Origin of the sequence: Caballeronia sp. SL2Y3 (assembly GCF_022879575.1) — a bacterium.
Classification (GTDB): Bacteria; Pseudomonadota; Gammaproteobacteria; order Burkholderiales; family Burkholderiaceae; genus Caballeronia.
The window spans coordinates 78635-97250 of the sequence record NZ_CP084262.1; the positions used below are offsets into that span (position 1 = coordinate 78635).

15 protein-coding genes and 1 pseudogene are annotated in these 18616 nt (G+C 62.2%); 9 read left to right on the forward strand and 7 right to left on the reverse strand.

Annotated features, from left to right (window positions below; all coding sequences use genetic code 11):
- Positions 1–162: 162 nt before the first annotated feature.
- Positions 163–1140 (forward strand): aldo/keto reductase, encoded by a 978-nt coding sequence (locus LDZ26_RS19390; RefSeq protein ID WP_244850882.1) that lies wholly within the window; start codon positions 163–165, stop codon positions 1138–1140.
- Between the two features lie 36 nt (positions 1141–1176).
- Here the strand turns inward: LDZ26_RS19390 and LDZ26_RS19395 are convergent, their stop codons facing one another.
- Together LDZ26_RS19395 and LDZ26_RS19400 are read right to left on the reverse strand one after the other, a co-directional pair.
- Positions 1177–2532, reverse strand: a complete 1356-nt coding sequence (locus LDZ26_RS19395) for a TAXI family TRAP transporter solute-binding subunit (protein ID WP_370650745.1) — start codon at positions 2530–2532, stop codon at positions 1177–1179.
- Between the two features lie 139 nt (positions 2533–2671).
- On the reverse strand, positions 2672–3559 hold the full coding sequence (locus tag LDZ26_RS19400) for a hypothetical protein (RefSeq protein WP_244850884.1): 888 nt from the start codon (positions 3557–3559) through the stop codon (positions 2672–2674).
- A gap of 401 nt (positions 3560–3960) precedes the next feature.
- Between LDZ26_RS19400 and LDZ26_RS19405 the strand changes: the two genes are divergently transcribed.
- Entirely contained in the window at positions 3961–4125 is a 165-nt protein-coding gene (locus LDZ26_RS19405; RefSeq protein ID WP_244850885.1) for a hypothetical protein, read from the forward strand.
- Positions 4126–4138: 13 nt separating this feature from the next.
- On the opposite strand, the gene LDZ26_RS19410 is transcribed toward LDZ26_RS19405, so the two are convergent.
- From LDZ26_RS19410 to LDZ26_RS19420, 3 genes are all read right to left on the reverse strand, one after another.
- On the reverse strand, positions 4139–4576 hold the full coding sequence (locus LDZ26_RS19410; RefSeq protein ID WP_244850886.1) for a hypothetical protein: 438 nt from the start codon (positions 4574–4576) through the stop codon (positions 4139–4141).
- Positions 4577–4740: 164 nt separating this feature from the next.
- Positions 4741–5664, reverse strand: coding sequence for a DNA-3-methyladenine glycosylase (locus LDZ26_RS19415; protein WP_244850887.1), 924 nt, complete (start codon positions 5662–5664; stop codon positions 4741–4743).
- Between the two features lie 232 nt (positions 5665–5896).
- The gene (locus tag LDZ26_RS19420) at positions 5897–6640 is read right to left on the reverse strand and encodes a GntR family transcriptional regulator (RefSeq protein WP_244850888.1); all 744 of its coding nucleotides are present in this window, start codon (positions 6638–6640) and stop codon (positions 5897–5899) included.
- 165 nt (positions 6641–6805) lie between these two features.
- Between LDZ26_RS19420 and LDZ26_RS19425 the strand changes: the two genes are divergently transcribed.
- The 7 genes and pseudogenes from LDZ26_RS19425 (at position 6806) to LDZ26_RS19455 (ending at position 16845) form a co-directional block, all read left to right on the forward strand.
- Positions 6806–8026: an alanine--glyoxylate aminotransferase family protein gene (locus LDZ26_RS19425; RefSeq protein ID WP_244850889.1), complete on the forward strand. Its 1221-nt coding sequence runs from the start codon at positions 6806–6808 to the stop codon at positions 8024–8026.
- Complete coding sequence (locus tag LDZ26_RS19430) at positions 8023–8814, forward strand: 2-keto-4-pentenoate hydratase (RefSeq protein WP_244850890.1); 792 nt, start codon at positions 8023–8025, stop codon at positions 8812–8814. The genes LDZ26_RS19425 and LDZ26_RS19430 overlap by 4 nt, the downstream gene beginning before the upstream one ends.
- Positions 8815–8883: 69 nt before the next feature.
- A complete protein-coding gene (locus LDZ26_RS19435) occupies positions 8884–11925 on the forward strand; it encodes an FAD-binding and (Fe-S)-binding domain-containing protein (protein WP_244850891.1) in 3042 nt (1013 codons plus the stop codon).
- Positions 11926–12166: 241 nt separating this feature from the next.
- The gene (locus LDZ26_RS19440) at positions 12167–13456 is read left to right on the forward strand and encodes an MFS transporter (RefSeq protein ID WP_244850892.1); all 1290 of its coding nucleotides are present in this window, start codon (positions 12167–12169) and stop codon (positions 13454–13456) included.
- Between the two features lie 71 nt (positions 13457–13527).
- Entirely contained in the window at positions 13528–14310 is a 783-nt protein-coding gene (locus tag LDZ26_RS19445) for an enoyl-CoA hydratase/isomerase family protein (protein WP_244850893.1), read from the forward strand.
- A 79-nt stretch (positions 14311–14389) separates the two neighbouring features.
- A complete protein-coding gene (locus LDZ26_RS19450) occupies positions 14390–15577 on the forward strand; it encodes a CaiB/BaiF CoA-transferase family protein (protein ID WP_244851093.1) in 1188 nt (395 codons plus the stop codon).
- A gap of 120 nt (positions 15578–15697) precedes the next feature.
- Positions 15698–16845 (forward strand): annotated as a pseudogene (locus LDZ26_RS19455) (DSD1 family PLP-dependent enzyme).
- On the opposite strand, the gene LDZ26_RS19460 reads toward LDZ26_RS19455, so the two are convergent.
- Both LDZ26_RS19460 and LDZ26_RS19465 read right to left on the reverse strand, forming a co-directional pair.
- Positions 16842–17870, reverse strand: coding sequence for an aromatic acid exporter family protein (locus tag LDZ26_RS19460; RefSeq protein WP_244850894.1), 1029 nt, complete (start codon positions 17868–17870; stop codon positions 16842–16844). The pseudogene LDZ26_RS19455 and the gene LDZ26_RS19460 sit on opposite strands and share 4 nt — an antisense overlap.
- Positions 17871–17923: 53 nt before the next feature.
- The gene (locus LDZ26_RS19465; protein WP_244850895.1) at positions 17924–18562 is read right to left on the reverse strand and encodes a LysE family translocator; all 639 of its coding nucleotides are present in this window, start codon (positions 18560–18562) and stop codon (positions 17924–17926) included.
- Between the last annotated feature and the right edge of the window lie 54 nt (positions 18563–18616).

Consider the following 18616-nt stretch of genomic DNA (forward strand, 5'->3'; position numbering starts at 1 on the left):
CCTGTGTGACTCTTAGTGCCCGCCACCGTGCGGGCACTTTTCTTTTGGCGATGACTGACTCCCAAGCAACGCATCGCAACCTGCGCTAATGTCAGTGTCTTGGCCTCTCACAGCGACGACGCCATCTATTGAAACTCAATCGACTGCAAGGAGAACGTCCCGATGGACTACGTGAAACTCGGTACAACCGGTCTGGAAGTGTCGCGCCTGTGCCTTGGCTGCATGACCTTCGGTATTCCCGAACGCGGCACGCATCCCTGGACGCTGGACGAAGAGAAAAGCCGTCCCGTCATTCAACAGGCGCTCGATGCAGGCATTAATTTCTTCGACACTGCGAATAGCTATTCGGATGGGACCTCGGAAGAAATCGTCGGACGCGCGTTGCGCGAAATGACGACGCGCGATGACATCGTGATCGCGACCAAGGTCTTCAATCGCATGCGGCCTGGTGCCAATGGCGCGGGGCTGTCGCGCAAGGCGATCATGAACGAGATCGACAACAGCCTGCGACGGCTCGGGACCGATTACGTGGATCTCTATCAGATCCATCGCTGGGACTATACGACGCCGATAGAAGAGACGCTCGAAGCATTGCACGACGTCGTAAAGGCCGGCAAGGCGCGCTATATCGGCGCATCGTCGATGTATGCATGGCAGTTCAGCAAAGCACTCTATACGTCGCGTGCCAATGGCTGGACTGAGTTCAAGACCATGCAGAATCATTTGAACCTTCTCTATCGCGAAGAGGAGCGCGAGATGTTGCCGCTATGCGCGGATGAGGGCATCGGCGTGCTGCCGTGGAGTCCGCTTGCACGAGGACGTCTCACGCGCGATTGGGATGCGACTTCCGAGCGTCAGCAAACGGATACGTTCGGCAGCACGCTCTATCAAACGCATGATGCGGATCGTGCGGTAGTCGAGGCAGTGGCGGCCGTGGCGAACGCACGCAACGTTCCGCGCGCTCAGGTCGCACTGGCCTGGGTGGCGCAAAAAGCGCCGGTGACCGCGCCAATCATTGGCGCGTCGAAGCCTCATCATGTGAGCGATGCAGTCGCAGCGTTGTCTCTGAACTTGACGCCCGAAGAGATCGCGCTACTCGAAGCGCCGTACGTTCCGCACGCGGTGGCGGGCTTCAAGTGATGCGTCGATTGTGGTCAGGCGCTGCACGGCCGGCGGTCACACGGTCTGCTTGTCTCGTCTGCCCGCAGTACTCAACCGCGAGCGCACGAAGCCGATGTGCTCGCGAAGCACATAGAGCGCATCCGTATAGGCGAGCGGCAGCTTCAGCGTATCCAGTGAGGCTTCGATGTCGTCCAGCTCGACAAGCAGCGCGCGCCGTTCGTCATCGCTTGAAAGATGCATCGCGCCGCGCTCCAATGCAATGAGCGCGCCGTAATAGCGATAGATGCGCGATCGCACGCGCCACCGATACAACGCTGGCACGATGCGAAGCGCCGGAAAGATCAACACGGCCACGGGCAACAACAACACGAGCGCGCGATCGGCCAGGTTCGCCAGCCAGAACGGCAGCGCGCGATAAAGGAAGCTCTTGCCGGAGCGGTAATAGCGGCTCGCGTCTTCACTGATCGGGAATTCGTGCGCGACCGGGCTCGGAAATTGGCCCGCGCGCTGCAACAGCCCCGCCTTGCCGTGCACTTCCTGCGCCGCTTCGATCAACAAGTCGGACAACGCCGGATGCAGGCTCGTGCGAGCCACCAGTTCGACGGTCGGGCTGATCAAATGCACGGCTTGCGGCGGAATGCGCCGGCCGAGATCGAGGACGCCGGGCGGCAACTCGATCTCGTCGAGATAGGGAAAGAGGCGCGTATAGGCGTCCGCTTCGTTGAAGTCCATCACCGAGATGCCGGGCACCTTCAAGAGGCGCAGCATCAACGTGCGCGTCGCGGAATCGCCACTTAGGAAGACTGCATCGGCCTCTTTGCTGACGAGCTGCGTGGCAGCCTCAAGTCCATCGGTCGATAGCAGTTGCGTGCTGCCGCCGGGCGTGATGCCGTTCGCTTCGAGCAGCTTCAGCGACAGCGTGCGCGTGCCGCTTCCTTCGCGTCCGATGGCAACGCGCTTGCCTTCCAGTTGCGAGAGCAGTGTCAGGCCCTTGCCGCGATAAAACACGACCAGGGGCACGTAAGCCACGCTGCCGAGCGACATCAACGTGGCCGCTTGCCGCGGCGTGGCGATGCCGCCTTGCACGAGTCCGAGATCGACGTGGGTCTTCGAATCGAGCAGGCGTTCGACGTTTTGCACCGAGCCGTCGGACGGCAGCACCTTCAGCGCGACGCCGTTACGTGCCAGCACTTTCGCGTACTCCCCGGCGATCTGATACAGCGAGCTATCGGGTGGCCCCGCTGTGATGATGATGGATCGCGGCGGTGCGGGATTGACGAGCCACACCACTAGCGCAATGGCGAGCGCCGATGCCACGATCAGCGGCCCGACCGACCACGTGAGGTCGTGCAGAACTCGCCTGGCATGATCGCGGGCGAAGTGCGATCGTGGCATGCGAGGCCGCGTCATTGGCGGGCCGCCTTCGCATTTTGCATACCGAAAACGCCTTCACGCATGTCGAGTCCGTTCGAAAGCTGCGTTGACTGGCAGTGTACCGCCAGCCGGTCACCCGACGGCAGGGGCGTTTTATCGCGATTGCATTCTGCATTCAGGCCCAGTGCGCTGGAACCCACACGGTTCCGACCCAGTGACCCGGGACCCAGACGGCGGGACGCGGCGCGGGTGCGGCATATACCGCGACCGGCTGGGGCGGCGGCGGGGGCGCAGCCACAACGACCGTCGTGGGCGAAGGCGGCGGAGCGACTAACACAGTCGAGGAAGGCGGCGGCGCCGCGACGACCGTGGTGCCGCCGGTGACGGTGCCGCCTGCCACGACGGTCGTGCTATGCGTGCCCGTGGTGGCGGTGACGATGCTCGACGTGACAACGACGCCCTGCGCGACGCTCGTTCCACTTCCTGCATGAGCAACCGTGCCGCCGTTCGATGTGTCGATGGTGCCCGAGCGGTTGCATGTGTAGCCGGCGCAAGTCGTGGACGCGCTGTGCTCGGATGTGTTCCCGTTCGGTCCCGTTACCGAGCCCGAAGACGAGTACTGCCCCGGCGCGCTACGCGTCACGGTATCCGCGGTGGTTGCGGTCTTGCCGTTCGGGCTGGTGACGTTGCCAGTATGCGAGCACGAACCGCCCGCGCACGTGGTGTCGCCTGCATGCTGCATGGACCGTCCGTAGGGACCATAGGCCGTGCCCGAGTTCGAGAACTGACCGGGGGCCGTGCGCGTCACCGTGCCGGAATTCGTCGCGACGCTGCCCCACGGGTTCATGACGCCGCCCGCATGGGAACAGCTTCCGCCGCCGCACGCGCCGACGTGCGCGCCGCTATAGGCGCCGCGGCCGGTATATGCCGTGCCGCCGCGCGCCCAGCCCGCGAACGCGGAACCGCTCGAGAGCGCGAGCGCCGTCGTCGCGACGGCGATCAGCAGCCGGCGCAAGCCTGCCTTCGAGGAGAATAAGCCAGCAGAAGTCGATTTGTCGTTCACGGTAGTTCTCCTCCATGAGTGAGCCACTTGACGTTGCGTGCGGCGACGCGGTGACTATAGGAGAACGCCGCGGCGATGTCCCGCGCGAACTTGTTTCACGCGATGTCATCGGTTTAGTCTTGCGACAACCACATGAATCATGGCGGCGTGTGTCTTTTCGCGTGGCTTCGATCAGGCGGGTGATGCGCGTGGCGATCACACCGCAAGCATGTATGGACGTCGCGCATGTAGGACTCGCTTAAACCAAGTGATGAAGTGACGCGATAGGTAGTCGTCCGAATCATCGTTTCGCGTCTTGCAGATCGCCATCAGCGCACGGCCCATGGGGCGCTGTGGTGAGTCACGGTCCACCTGGCCGTTCTCGCGAAGCTAAGTCGCGGTGTTGGCCGATCATTCGCCCGATGATCGCTTCGACGCCCGGCCGTTCGAAAGCGGACAACGCGAATTCAAGCGAACTCGTGATGGATGCTTTGCATGGGATCTTCGCGGCGCAACTGCGCCATGCGCTCAGCATGCATGAAAGTTGGTTAGCCGACCCGGCAACCATCACGATGCTCCGTGCGTGAACCGCACGTTCCGTCAATCTTTGCCGTACGACGGCGGTTGCGGATTGTGCGCCGGGTTCGAATCCAGTTTGCTAACGTCGATGATGGCGTCGCTGAAGTTCGCCTTGAGCTGCAAGAGATCGGCCTGGAGCGCATCGGCTAGCGTCTTGTCGTATAGCTCGTCGCCACGCACGTAAAATGTGAAGGCTTCTAGGTACTTCGCTTTTTTAGCGGGATTCTCAATCGTTTCGCGCGTCCATCGATAGAGCGGATAGTGCTGCGTGCCTTCGCGTTCCGCTTCAGCGACGTAATCGGCGAAGGCGTCGAATTGGCATTTCAGCACCGCGTGGTGCTTGCCGAGCAGCGCATTCAGCGATGACAGCGCCGCATGTTCCGGTTCTTTGCGAACCAGTTGCGCATAGTACGGACTGAGGCGAATGCGCACCTGGTGCTGCCACGTCTCGTCGTTCATCGTGTTCTCCTTTGTGCGTCACGCAGACTATACGCCTGCATGGCAGTCGTGAACTGGGTGCCGGAGGCTGTCGTCCCTCCACGGGTCAACAATGCCGCGGAAATATGAGTTGCATTCGGTATGCAAACGTCGGGCATGCGGCATACAAACGACGGCATGCAAACTCACCCGCCTCGGGCGCGCCCCGCTTGCATCGCGACGCCGTTCCACAGATGCATGGCGGCGTAGGCACGCCAGGGGCGCCAGCGATCCGAATACGCTCTCTGTTGCGCCGATGTGGTCAGCGACGGCTCGTGCCGCGCGATTGCCTGCATGAGCACGAGGTCGGCATCGGGCCACGCGTCGGGATCGCGTAGCGCCCGCATCGCGACATAGCCGACGGTCCACGGTCCGATGCCGGGCATCGCGAGCAGGTCACGTTTCAGGTGCTCGCGATCGATTCCCGGTGTGTCGATCGGAAGTGCGCCCGTTGCCACGGCTTGCGCGAACCGCTGCACGGTCTTGACGCGTTTGCCCGGCATGCCGATCTGGCGGAGGTCGGCGGCCGCGAGTTCCGCTGGCGTCGGAAACCGCCAGGCCGTGCCTTCATGCGCATGACCGTCGATGCGGCGCCCTGCGCGCTGAACAATCCGCGCCATGATCGTCGATGCACCTTTCACGCTGACCTGCTGGCCGACGATGGTTCGCACGACAAGCTCGAACCCCGACCAGGCGCCCGGAACACGCAAGCCGGGCGCGGCCTCGACGAGCGGCGCGAGCAGCGGATCGCGCGCGAGCCAGCGACCGATGGCGCGCGGATCAGCGCCGACGTCGAACATGCGCGAAAGCGGCTGCGCAAGTTCGTCGGCGTGCCGACGAACATCGCCTTGAACCGTTACCACCAGACGATGCTTGCGCTCATGCGGCGTCACCTCGACGATTCCATCGTCGCCACGCCATTCGATCGCGCGACGATACACGCCGCCCTCGACCGTCTCCACGCCCGCCGACGCTCGTCCGCCGATGAAGGCGCACAAGCGAGTCCAGTCGAAAGGCCGGGTGAAAGGCAGTTCGATGACGGTGGCAGCGACGCCTTGGGTCGATTGCATGCTGAATGCCGAATAAAGAATGCCGGAAATGGGCCTTTGGCAATTGTCGAGGTCGACAAGATCTTGCGATACAAGAGAACCGAATGAGCAGGAGGAAAGCTGCGTTGCGGACTTCGCACGCATCCGGATCAGCGCCCCGCACACAACCATTGGATCACGTCGAGAAAACGTACCGTCAGCCTTCGGGGATTCTTCGACCCCGCAGTGAGGCAGCTATCTCAACGTGCATTCATTATGCGTCTTTGGCGCGGCGCTTTGCCGCCGCAGCAGGCTTGACCGTCGTGAGCGTGCGTTCAGCAAGCACCGCATCGCGCTTGCCCAGCAGATGGCGACGCAGGATGCCGGCCATGCGCGAGCCGTCGCGCGTTTCCAGTGCCGCGATCATCTCCTCGTGCTCACGGATAGCGCTATCCCACTTCGGCGTCTGAAAGTTTGAGCGAAACCGCAGCGCCTGCAAACGACGATTGATCGACACGTAGGTTTGCCGTAGGGCAGTGTTGCGCGCGGCCTCGTTGATCTTGTCGTGTATGGCCCGGTTCCGCGCGTAATAGCCGGACAGATCGTTTTGCGCGCGGCATTGAACCATCTCTTCATGCAGCGCCTTGATGTCCGCAATCTCGGCAGGCGTGATGCGTTCGCAAGCCAGTTCGCCGGAGAACGCTTCGAGCCCGCTCATCAGTTCGAACATCTCCCGAATCTCGAGGTCGCTCATCTGCGCGACGGAGGCGCCTCTATTGGGCGCGATCTCGATCAGCCCTTCAGCCGCCAGTACCTTGAGTGCTTCACGCAGCGGCGTGCGCGAAATGCCCAGCGTCTCGCAGAGCTTGCGCTCGTTGAGCTTGACTCCCGGCGCAAGCAAGCCCTCGACGATGAAGTTGCGCAGGTTGTCCACGACGGTGTCATGTAGCCGCAGCCGTTCCAGCTTGGGCAGCAAGGCGGATGGCAAGCGCGCTTCCGGTAGATCCAGGTTTTGCATTCAATACCTCGAAATTCGTTTCAGGCAATTCTAGCTCACCGAAAGCCCGGAAAACCGCTAACGGGTTATCCCTAGGCCATTCGGCCTAATAAATCCTTGGCCGGGGAGAGTCGCTGCGTTAGAGTATTTTGCATGCAAAATTCAATTTTCTAAGGACGCGCATCGATGCTCAAGCTCGACTTTCATCCCGCTGGCCGTCACTTTTTGCAGATTCCAGGGCCTAGTCCAGTACCCGATCGCATTCTGCGTGCAATGAGCTACCCGACCATCGACCATCGCGGCCCGGAGTTCGGCGCGCTGGGCTTGAAGGTGCTGGAGGGCATCAAGCGCATATTCAAAACGACGCAGCCGGTAGTGATCTATCCGGCGTCGGGAACGGGCGCGTGGGAAGCGGCGCTTTCCAATACGCTGAGTCCGGGCGATGCCGTCGTCATGTACGAGACCGGCCACTTCGCGAGCCTTTGGAAGAAGATGGCCGAGAAGCTCGGCTTGAGACCTGAGTTTCTCGGTTTGCCGGGCATCGAAGGCTGGCGTCGCGGCGTGCAGCCGGACATGATCGAAAAGCGTCTGCGCGAAGACACGCAGCATGCGATCAAGGCCGTCTGCGTCGTTCACAACGAGACGTCGACCGGCGTGACGTCCGACATTGCCGCAGTGCGCCGCGCAATGGATGCCGCCGGTCATCCCGCGCTGCTCCTCGTGGACACCATCTCGGGCCTGGCATCCGCCGATTACCGCCACGACGAGTGGGGCGTCGACGTCACGGTGTCGGGCTCGCAGAAAGGCCTGATGCTTCCGCCTGGCATCAGCTTCAACGCGGTCTCGCAGAGGGCGCTGGAAGCATCGAACGAGGCAAAGCTGCCGCGCGCGTTCTGGGACTGGAAAGAGATCATCGAAATGAACAAGCAGGGCTATTGGCCTTACACGCCCAATACGAACCTGCTTTACGGCCTCCTCGAAGCACTGGACATGATCTTCGCGGAAGGACTCGACAATGTGTTCGCGCGACATCAGCGGCTTGCCGCGGCGTGCCGTTCCGCAGTCACGGCGTGGGGACTCGAAATTCAATGTGCCGATCCCGCCGTCTACTCGCCGGTACTCACGGGGGTGATGATGCCGGAAGGCGTCGATGCCGACTCTGTGCGCAAGCTCATTTACGAACATTTCGACATGTCGCTCGGCACGGGCCTCGGCAAGCTGAAGGGTCGCATGTTCCGCATCGGGCATCTGGGCGACTGCAACGATCTCACGCTGATGGCCGCACTCACGGGCTGCGAGATGGGACTGAATCTCGCCGGCGTGCCGCTAAAAGACAGCGGCGTGGCCGCAGCGATGAGCTATCTGACGAGCCATACCGCAAAGCCCGATCTGAAGGTGGCCGCATGAGCGCCCGGTTCGACGCTGCCGCTGCCGCTCGGCTCTTCGTGCAAGCGAAGGCGCACCGCGCGAAGCTCGACACCTTGCCCGAAGGCGCGCGACCTTCCAGCGCGGACGAAGCCTACGCTGTGCAAGAGGCGACCTTGCGCGCGCTCGGCGCAGGCGCTGCAAATGCGGGTCATGCAACTGCCATCGGCGGCTGGAAGGTCGGCGCCAAATCGACGGACGGTCCCATTCAGGGTGCGCTCCTGCCGGCGGACGGCGTGCATCGCTCGGGCGCGCGCCTTTCGATGCAGGCTTTCGGCAAGGCCGGGCTGGAACTCGAGGTGGCGTTCACGTTCAACCGGCGCTTCGAAGCGGGTAGCGGTCCGTATGACGAGGCGCAAGTGCTGGCAGCTATCGATTGCATTCATTCGGCAATCGAAGTCGTCGCGAGCCGCTTCGCCGCATGGCCGGATGTCGACAAACTCTGGCAACTCGCGGATTTGCAAAATCACGGCGCGTTGGTGCTCGGCGAAGGCGTGCCGTATGACGAGTCGTTCCCGTTCGTATCGCCGACGATGGCCTTTACGTACGACGGCCGGCCGCTCTTCGACGCGACGCCCGCGAATCCCGCAGGCGACCCGCGGCGGCTGCTGGCATGGACCATCAATCACGCGGTGTCCCGCGGCCTCGCCGTCGAGAAGGGCGTGGCGATCACAGCAGGGTCTTACACCGGCATCGCGTTTCCCGACGGACCCGGTACAGCGATTGGCGCAATCGACGGCCTTCCTCCGGTTCAATTGCATTTTGAATGACGCATTAGGCATTAGGCATTAGGCATTACGCATTCAAAAGTCCACGGCCCCTTCAGCGATAGCGCGACGATGCTCAACTCGACCACCGACCGTCTAGTCAAGCCGATACATCTGGTGCCTGCTTCCGAGCGAGCGCGGGTCGGCTCGGCGCCTACGCCTCTGCAGGCACGCTTGCAGCGCGAGTTGAAGGGAGATGTGCTGTTCGACCGCGCCTCGCGCGGGCGCTATGCGACCGATGCATCCATCTACCAGATCATGCCGCTCGGCGTAGCGGTCCCGAGAGATCAGGAAGATCTTCGCGTGGCCCTCGACATCGCGCGTGCACACGGCGCGAGCGTCCTCGCACGCGGCGCGGGAACGAGCCAATGCGGACAGACCGTCGGAGAAGCGCTCGTCATCGATACGACGAAGTGGCTGAACAATATCGTTCACTTCGACAAAGACGCTCGCACGGTGACCGTAGAGCCGGGTGTCGTGCTCGATCATCTGAATGCCTGGCTCAAGCCGCATGGCCTATGGTTTCCTGTCGACGTATCGACGAGCGCGCAATGCACGATAGGCGGCATGGCCGGCAACAACTCATGCGGCTCGCGCTCGATGGAATACGGCATCATGGTGCACAACGTCGAGGCGATCGACGCGATCCTCGCTGACGGCCATGAAGCGCGCTTCGCCAGGCTATCAGCGATGCAACTGGATTCACGCATGCGCGACCTCGTCGACGGAGTGCGCAGCATTGCAATGCGCGAACACGATGAACTGCGCGAGCGCGTTCCGAAGGTACTGAGACGCGTGGCGGGATACAACCTCGATCTCTTCGATTGCCAGAGCCCGCTGCCTTTCAGCGACGGTGAGCCCAACCTCGCGAACCTGCTGGTCGGGTCCGAGGGCACGCTTGCGTTCAGCCGGCAATTGACGCTCAAGCTCTCGCCGATTCCTGCGCATAAGACGCTCGGCGTCGTCAATTTCCCGAGCTTCTATGACGCGATGGACATGACACAGCGCATCGTGAAGCTCGGACCGGTTGCAGTGGAGCTCGTCGATCGCACGATGATCGACCTCGCGATGTCCAATCCGTCGTTTCGTCCGGTCATCGAGAAGGCGCTCGTCGGCAATCCCGAAGCGGTGCTGCTCGTGGAATTCGCAGGCGCCGATCGCGACGCGCAGTTGATGAAGCTGGCGCAGCTGGTCGAGTTGATGGGCGATCTGGGCTTGCCTGGATCCGTCGTGCAGATGCCTGAGGCCGGCCCTCAAAAGGCGCTATGGGAAGTGCGCAAGGCGGGGCTCAACATCATGATGAGCCTGAGGGGCGATGGCAAGCCGGTTTCTTTTATCGAGGATTGCGCGGTCCCGCTCGAGCATCTTGCGGCATACACGAGCCGTCTGACTGAAGTCTTCAGAAGGCACGGCACGGAGGGCACATGGTATGCACATGCAAGCGTCGGTACGTTGCATGTGCGGCCCATTCTCGATATGCGTCGCGATGGCGCGTCGAAGATGCGCGCCATCGCGGAAGAGGCCGCGGCGATGGTGCGCGAATACAAGGGCGCTTATTCGGGCGAGCATGGCGATGGCCTCTGCCGTGGCGAATGGGTCGCATGGCAATACGGGCCCCGCATCAATGAAGCGTTTCGGGACATCAAGCGGCTCTTCGATCCGGATAACCGGATGAGCCCGGACCGAATCGTCGCGCCGCCGAAGATGGACGATGCCGCGCTATTCAGGTTTCCGCCGTCGTATCGCGAGCGGGAGACCACGACGCAACTCGACTGGTCCGCATGGAACGTCACGCGCGATCCGTCGACGGGCCTCGAAGGCGTTGTCGGCTCGGGTGGCGATCTCACGGGCGGCCTCGCGAAAGCCGTCGAGATGTGCAATAACAACGGGCATTGCCGCAAATTCGATGCGGGGACCATGTGCCCGAGTTACCGCATCACGAAGGACGAGCAACATGTCACGCGAGGCCGTGCGACCACGCTGCGTCTTGCGCTCTCAGGTCAGCTCGGCGAGTCCGGAGAAGGGCTCGCGAGTCAGGACGTCAAGGAGGCGCTCGACCTCTGCGTTTCCTGCAAGGGATGCAAGCGCGACTGTCCGACGGGCGTCGATATGGCGCGCATGAAGATCGAAGCGCGTGCGGCATGGACGGCGCGTCATGGTCTGCGTATGCGCGAAAGACTCATTGCTTACCTTCCTCGGTACGCGCCTTTTGCGAGCCGCATGCCGTGGCTCGGCAGCGCCCTCGAAAGGAACCTGCCCAGCACGGGGCGCTGGCTCAAGGCAAAGCTGGGACTCGCGCCACAACGCGCGTTCCCCCGATTCAAGAGGCCATTCCTGGATGCAGCGGCGACCGAAACGGTCACATCCGCGACGAAGGAAGTGCTGCTGTTCGTCGATACGTTCAACAACTACATGGAGCCGGAGAATGCTCGCGCCGCGCAGCGGGTGTTGCAAGCGGCCGGCTATACGGTGCATCTGAACACGAGAGCAGGCGAGCGACCGCTTTGCTGCGGGCGGACGTTCCTTGCGGCGGGACTCGTCGAAGACGCGAAAGCCGAAGCGCGCCGCACGCTCGATACGCTGCTGCCGTATGTTCAGCGCGGCGTGGCCATAGTCGGGCTGGAGCCTTCTTGCCTGTTGTCATTGCGCGACGAGTTTCTCGGCTATGGATACGGAGATGCAGCTAGTAAGGTCTCCGAAGCATCACTTTTGTTTGAGGAATTCCTCGTTCGGGAACATGCCGCCGGTCGCTTAGAGCTTGCGCTGAAGGCGCTCGACAAGCCCAGGGCGCTGCTGCACGGCCATTGCCATCAAAAGGCATTCGACGCCGTGCGGCCGGTCGAAGCGGTGCTTGCATGGATTCCCGAGTTGGACGTCAAGACTATCGAGTCGTCATGCTGTGGCATGGCCGGTAGCTTCGGCTACGAGGCGGAACATTACGAAGCATCCCAAGCCATGGCGGAGTTGTCGCTCTTGCCGGCGGTGCGTAAGGCCCGCGACGCGCAAGACGGCATCATCGTGGCGGATGGTACGAGTTGCAGGCATCAGATCAGCGATGGCGCACAGACCGAAGCGTTGCATGTGGCGCGCGTGCTTGAGCAAGCCCTCGCATGAAACGGAGCAGAGTGTAGAGCTTAACGATTCATTCATCGACACATAACAGCGGACACGTTATCGATCCGCGAATCGGAGACGAAGCCATGACACCATCGTACAAACCGGACAGGCGACGATCACGCCGACGAGCGCCATAGACACGCGCCAGTCTTCCGTTCCAAGCAACAACACGCTGTTCCGTAAGTCGTGGCAGGCGCCATGATGCGCCGGCTCACGCACGCGACCACTCAAGGAGACGATGATGTTCCGTCGAGCCACCACGCGCGTTCTATTGCTGCTATGCGCGATGTATTTCATCACTTATATCGACCGCGTGAACGTCAGTACCGCTGCCAGTCAGTTCGGCGCGGAACTCGGTCTTTCACATACACAGATCGGCTTTGTGTTCTCCGCATTTGCATACCCGTATCTGGTTTTCCAGATCATCGGTGGATGGGTGGGCGACCGCTTCGGGCCGCGTCGGACGCTCACGGTATGCGCCATTATCTGGGCGGGCGCGACGGTACTGACCGGCATGGCTGGCGGCTTCGTTTCGCTGATCGTCGCTCGCGTTCTTCTCGGCCTGGGCGAGGGCGCTACCTTTCCGACCGCAACGCGCGCCATGTCGAACTGGATGCCGGCCGATCAGCGCGGTTTCGCACAAGGTATTACGCATGCAGCATCCCGCATCGGGAATGCAGTTGCGCCACCACTGATCGTATGGCTGATGGTCGCGACGAGCTGGCGCGGTGCTTTCGTCATTACCGGTATCATCAGCTTCTTGTGGGCGCTCGCATGGGTGTTCTACTTCCGCGACAATCCGCGCGATCATCCCCGCATCACCGACAGCGAATGCCAGACACTCGCCACTTACTCGGGCGTGAAGGAACGGAAGGCCGTGCCATGGCGCACGTTGCTCGGTCGCATGGCGCCCGTGACCGCCGTCTATTTCTGCTATGGCTGGGTCCTTTGGCTGTTCCTCGGGTGGATCCCTCAGTACTTCCTGCACAACTATCACATGCAGTTGGGCAAGTCCGCGCTGTTCGCATCGGGCGTGTTCTTCGCGGGCGTACTGGGTGACTGGCTCGGCGGTTCTCTGACGGATCGCATCCTGCGCAAGAGCGGGAACGTGCGGCTGGCGCGCAACATGATGGTCGGCGTATGCATGCTGCTGACGCTGTTATCGCTTGCTCCGATCATGCTGGTGTCGAATCTCTCCATCACGCTCGTGGCCCTGTGCCTGTCGGCCGGGTTCTTCTTCAACGAGATGACGATCGGACCTATGTGGTCGGTTCCGATGGATATCGCGCCGAAGCACTCGGGCACGGCCGCCGGCATTATGAATTCTGGATCGGCGCTGGCGGCTATCGTCAGTCCGGTCGTCGGCGGATGGATCATCGATCGCACCGGCAACTGGAACCTCCCGTTCACGGTGTCGATGATCCTGATGGCGGCCGGCATCATTCTCTCGTTCGCCATGCGCCCCGACCGTACGCTGGAAGTAGAAGATGAAAAGAATGAGACAGCGCATGCGAGGAAGTTCGTGTGACGTGTCCGGTGGGCCGTTCCGGCTGTGCGTCGGCGGCCCGAAGCGCATGCAATATTCAATCAGGAGGCAAAGTGGCGGAAGCATCCATCGTGACGACGCGCGACGGCGATATCGCGACGGTCATCATCGACCGGCCCGAGAAGCTCAACGCAATGACCAAGTACTTGTGGCAATCGCTGGGCGAGACCATCGACGCGCTGTCCAGAGACGATGCGCTGCGCTGCATCGTCCTGCGCGGCGCGGGGGAGAAAGCATTCTCGCCCGGCAACGATATTGCCGAGTTTCGCACCGACCGGTCCAACGTGGAGCAGGCGCGGGCCTACGGCGCGATCATGCATCGAACGCTTGCGGCGTTGAAGGGTTGTCGTCACCCGCTGATTGCGATGATTCACGGCATATGCGTCGGAGGCGGTCTCGAGATTGCGGCGATGTGCGATCTGCGCATCTGCGGCGAGTCCAGCCGATTCGGCGTGCCGATCAAAAACCTGGGCCTGGTCATGGCCCATGCGGAAATGGACGGGCTCGTCCAACTGGCGGGTCCAGCGGTCGCGCTGGAGATCTTGCTCGAAGGACGAATTTTTGGCGCGAGCGAGGCTCTCGCGAAAGGACTGGTCACACGCATCGTTCCCGATGGCGACGTGACATCGCATACCTATGAGACCGCGCGCCGCATTGCCGATGGTGCGCCGCTCGTCGCGCGCTGGCACAAGCAATTCATCCGTCGCGTAATGGATCCGACGCCGCTCAGCGATGAAGAACGTGACGAAGGATTCGCCTGTTTCGGCACGGATGATTTCCGCACAGGATACGAGGCGTTTTTGAGCAAGACCAAACCTGAATTCAAGGGGCGTTGAGATGGCATACCAAATACCAGACGACGCATCGTTGCAGGCCGCGGAATCGGCAGGAAAGGGGAATGGACCGCTAGCGGGCATGCGGGTTATCGAACTGGCGCACATCATGTCAGGTCCCATCTGCGGGATGATGCTCGCCGACATGGGCGCGGAAGTCATCAAGGTGGAAAAGATCCCGAACGGCGACGATTGCCGCCGATTCGCGCCGATTCTGGCGAGCGGTGAATCGGCGTCGTTCATGATCGTGAACCGGAACAAGCGAGGCATCGCGCTCAACCTCAAGACCGAGGGCGGCAAGGAGGTGCTCAAGACGATGCTCGCGACTGCCGACGTCGTCACTGAGAACTATCGGCGCGGCACGATGGAGAAACTCGGCATGAGCTATGAAGCGCTACGCGCCGTCAACCCCGGCCTTATCTATTGCGCGATCTCGGGCTATGGGCGCAGTGGTCCGATGGCCGACAAAGGCGGCTTCGACCTCATCGCCCAAGGCATGAGTGGGTTGATGAGCATGACCGGCGAGCCGGGGCAGGCGCCGATCAAGGCGGGATCCCCTGTCACGGACATCAACGCGGGCATTCTCGCCGCGCTCGGCATCAGCGCGGCGTATGCGCGAAAACAGGTCACCGGCTTGGGGCAGATGGTCGACACGTCGCTCTTCGAAGCGGGGTTGCAGCAGATGTACTGGGCCTTCGCCAACTACTTCGCGGACGGGACGGTGCTGCCGAAGGCCGGCTCGGCCAACCCGACGAGCGCGCCGTATCAGGCTTTTCGCACACATGATGGATGGGTGAACATCGGGGCGGCCAACCAGAGCAACTATGAGAGATTGGTTGGAGTACTAAATATAAACGGATTGACTGAAGACGAGCGTTTTCAGACCAATGCCGGACGGCTCAAGCATCGGGAAGCGCTCGTCGAAATTCTCACCGCACGCCTTGTCGAGCGGACCACGGACGAGTGGCTCGCTGCATTCGACGAAATCGGCTTGCCGAGCGGACCGGTGCTCAGCGTTCCCGAGGCGTCGTCGCACGAGCAAGCCCTGGCGCGGGGAATGATCGTCGAGACCGAGCATCCGCTTGCGGGTCGCATGCGCGGCATCGGCTTGCCGATCCATTTCTCCGACTCTTCTACTCAGTCGTCGCGTCCAGCACCGCTTCTGGGGCAGCACACGTCCGAACTGCTGCATGAATACGGCTTCGATGACGAGCGCATCCAGGCGCTTAAAGACGAGGGGGCGATTCTGGAGACCGAAGTCCCGGCTTAAGCCTCCAATAGCTTTCAGGCCTGCATGCGGCACTATGAATGCGGCATTTTGCATGCCGCATGCTTGCGAGCGGACTGTCACGCGATAAGATGACTTTCCGCCACCTCACTCGATGCGCCCATGACGCTCGTTCCACCGCCCGCAGCCCGTATCGGCGACACGCTCGCCGCAGTCTCGACGCCCTCTCTCGTCCTCGATCTCGACGCGTTCGACTCGAATCTCGCACAGATGAGTTCATTGGCGGCACGTCACGGCGTGGCTTTGCGGCCGCACGCAAAGGCGCACAAGTCCAGCGCGATCGCGCGACGTCAGACGGACGCGGGTGCGGTCGGCATTTGCTGCCAGAAGTTGTCGGAGGCGTACCCGTTCGCAGCGGCGGGCATCGCGAGCATCCACATCAGTAACGAATTCGTCGGCGCGGCAAGGTGTCGATGGCCGTCGAACTCGCATCGCACGTGCGGCTGTCGGTCTGCGTCGATGCGGTCGCGCAAGTCGCCGCGCTCGGAGAGGAGGCGGCACGCGCGGGCGTTCACATCGACGTATTGGTCGAAGTCGATGCGGGCCAGCATCGTTGCGGCGTAGCCAGTGACGATGCGCTGCTGTCGCTCGCCGATGCGATCGCCGCGCAGCGGGCGCTCCGCTTCTCGGGTATTCAGGCGTACCACGGCGGCGCCCAGCACGTTGTCGACTGGCACGCCCGCAAGACCGCAGCGAGTCGGGCGGCTGAACGCGCGGCGCATTTTGCATGCACATTGGAGGCACGTGGCATTCAATGTACCGTCATCACCGGTGGCGGTACGGGCACTGTCGAGTTCGATGCCGCCAGTGGGGTCTATACCGAATTGCAGCCCGGGTCGTACCTGTTCATGGACGGCGACTACGGTGGTCTGACATGGAACGACGCACTGCGCTGGCGGCAAAGTCTCTTCGTCTTGTCGACCATCATGAGTGCCGCGCGCCCCGGTATGGCCGTCTGCGATGTCGGACTCAAAGGATTGGCGGTGGACTCGGGATTGCCGCGCAGCGTGCAACCGCTCGATGCATCGGACGAGCAGGTCTTCACCTATATTGCCGCCAATGACGAGCACGGCATGCTGGACGCGCAGCTTGCGCGATACGACGACACCGACGCGCTGCTGGGCAGACGCATTCTGTTGCCGCCCGGACATTGCGATCCGACTGTCAATCTCTACGATGAATACGTGTGCCATCGCAACGGACAAGTCGTCGAGATCTGGCCCATCGATGCGCGCGGACTGTCGCGCTAATGCGTGCTTGGTGGTTCGCTTGGATAAATCGCCGTAGCGAGGGCATCGAGGTCCGTGACGATGAGGCCGACGACGAAATAGGCGACATCCCGCTCCCCGTCATTCGCCCGCTTGTCCGCGAGCGCCTCTTTCAGCTGGCGCATGCACTCGCGCACGCGCTCCCGCTTCGACGGATCCTGCCTCGTGTCGGAGAGCGCGTCCCTCAGTGCTGCGAATGACGTCTGCAGCGCGCGGCCGATCTCCCGGTTATGCATTTTGTATTCATCCGGCCGCTCATTCGACAGCGCTTTTCCGAGAAACAGTGCGTCACTATGTAGTCGACGCAGGAACGGTGCAGCCTTGTCGATTGCATCCGAGCGACGACTACGCAAAGGCACGATGATGTGCTCGCGCTCGGCTTCCTGAAGGGCATCGTCCAGGGCCTGCTGGGCCTGCACGCTGAGGGTTTCGAGACGTGCGGCCTCGTCTTCGTCCGCTTTTCCTGAGAGCTGGATGTCGATGAGCCGACGAAGACTATCCAAGGTATCGGCGACGCGTCGATGAGCAGTGCGCAGCGCACGATTCGGCCAGATCGCCGCAACGATGAACGCCGCCGTCACGCCAATGAGAATCTCCAGTACTCGATGCAACGGCCGTTGAAACGGCGGTCCTGAGCCCGCCGGTATCAAGACGACAATGACGAGCGTTACGCAGGCGAGCCGCATGGCGGGACGCTTCGCGGTCAGCGCGGCGAGCGGCACCAACGCGACCGCGAACACAGCGAGCGGCGCAACGCCCCGTTGAGTCGCCATGACGCCGAGCACGCCCGCCACGCCGCCGGTGCAGGCCCCGATGATCTGATCGCGTGCGGTGCCGAGCGCTTGCGTGAGGCTCGGTTGAGTGACTACGACTAGCGTCGTGATCAGCGCCCAATAGCCTTCTGGAAGTGCGGCCAGGCGCGCGCCCGCATAGCTGAGTGTGCACGCGACGAGTGTGCGCACGAAACGGCGCGCTTCCGGGACACCGAAGGACAGCCAATTCGGCATATTGGTGTTCTGAATTCCTTATTGTTGGGTCGGAATTCTGAATGCAAGCCGGTTCAAAGGCCGTTCTTGCCTGCAGCGAGGATGAGTCGTAGCCCGAGCGTTGCGACCATCGTTGCGGCGATACGGTCGATCCAGACTTTCGCGCGTAGATACACATCGCGCGGCCGACGGCTCGAGAAACAGACCGCCACCACGGTGTACCAGCCGAACTCGATGCAAAAGACGAGCGACGGCAGCACGAAATAACACCAGAGCGGCGGGTGCTGTGGCAGGAGCGCCGCGAAGATGCTGCCGTACCAGATCGCGGTCTTCGGGTTACTCAGTTGGGTACCCAGGCCGAGCCAGAACGAGCGGCGCACACTGCCGGTTTCTCGCACGCCGTCGGTCTGCATCGACAGCGGCCGCGAGGCCCCGCGCCATATGCGCAGCGCAATGTAGGCGAGATAGAGTCCGCCAGCTATCTTCAACGCAACATAGAGCCACTCGACGGCGAACAGCAGCGTGTAAAGACCCGCGAGCGCGATTCCGGCGAACGTGATGCCGCCGAGGCCCATGCCCAACGCCGTGGCGAGGCCGTGGGCCCGCGAAAGACCGACCGCGTTCCGAGCGACGATGACGAAGCTCGGTCCGGGAACTATCGCGCCGAGAAGAATCGCGAGCAGGATCGCGGATATGGCCGCCGACGTTGTCATTGGATGGCTCCTTCGTATGCAAAATGCCGACGCTCGCGTAAGCCAGTTGACCGT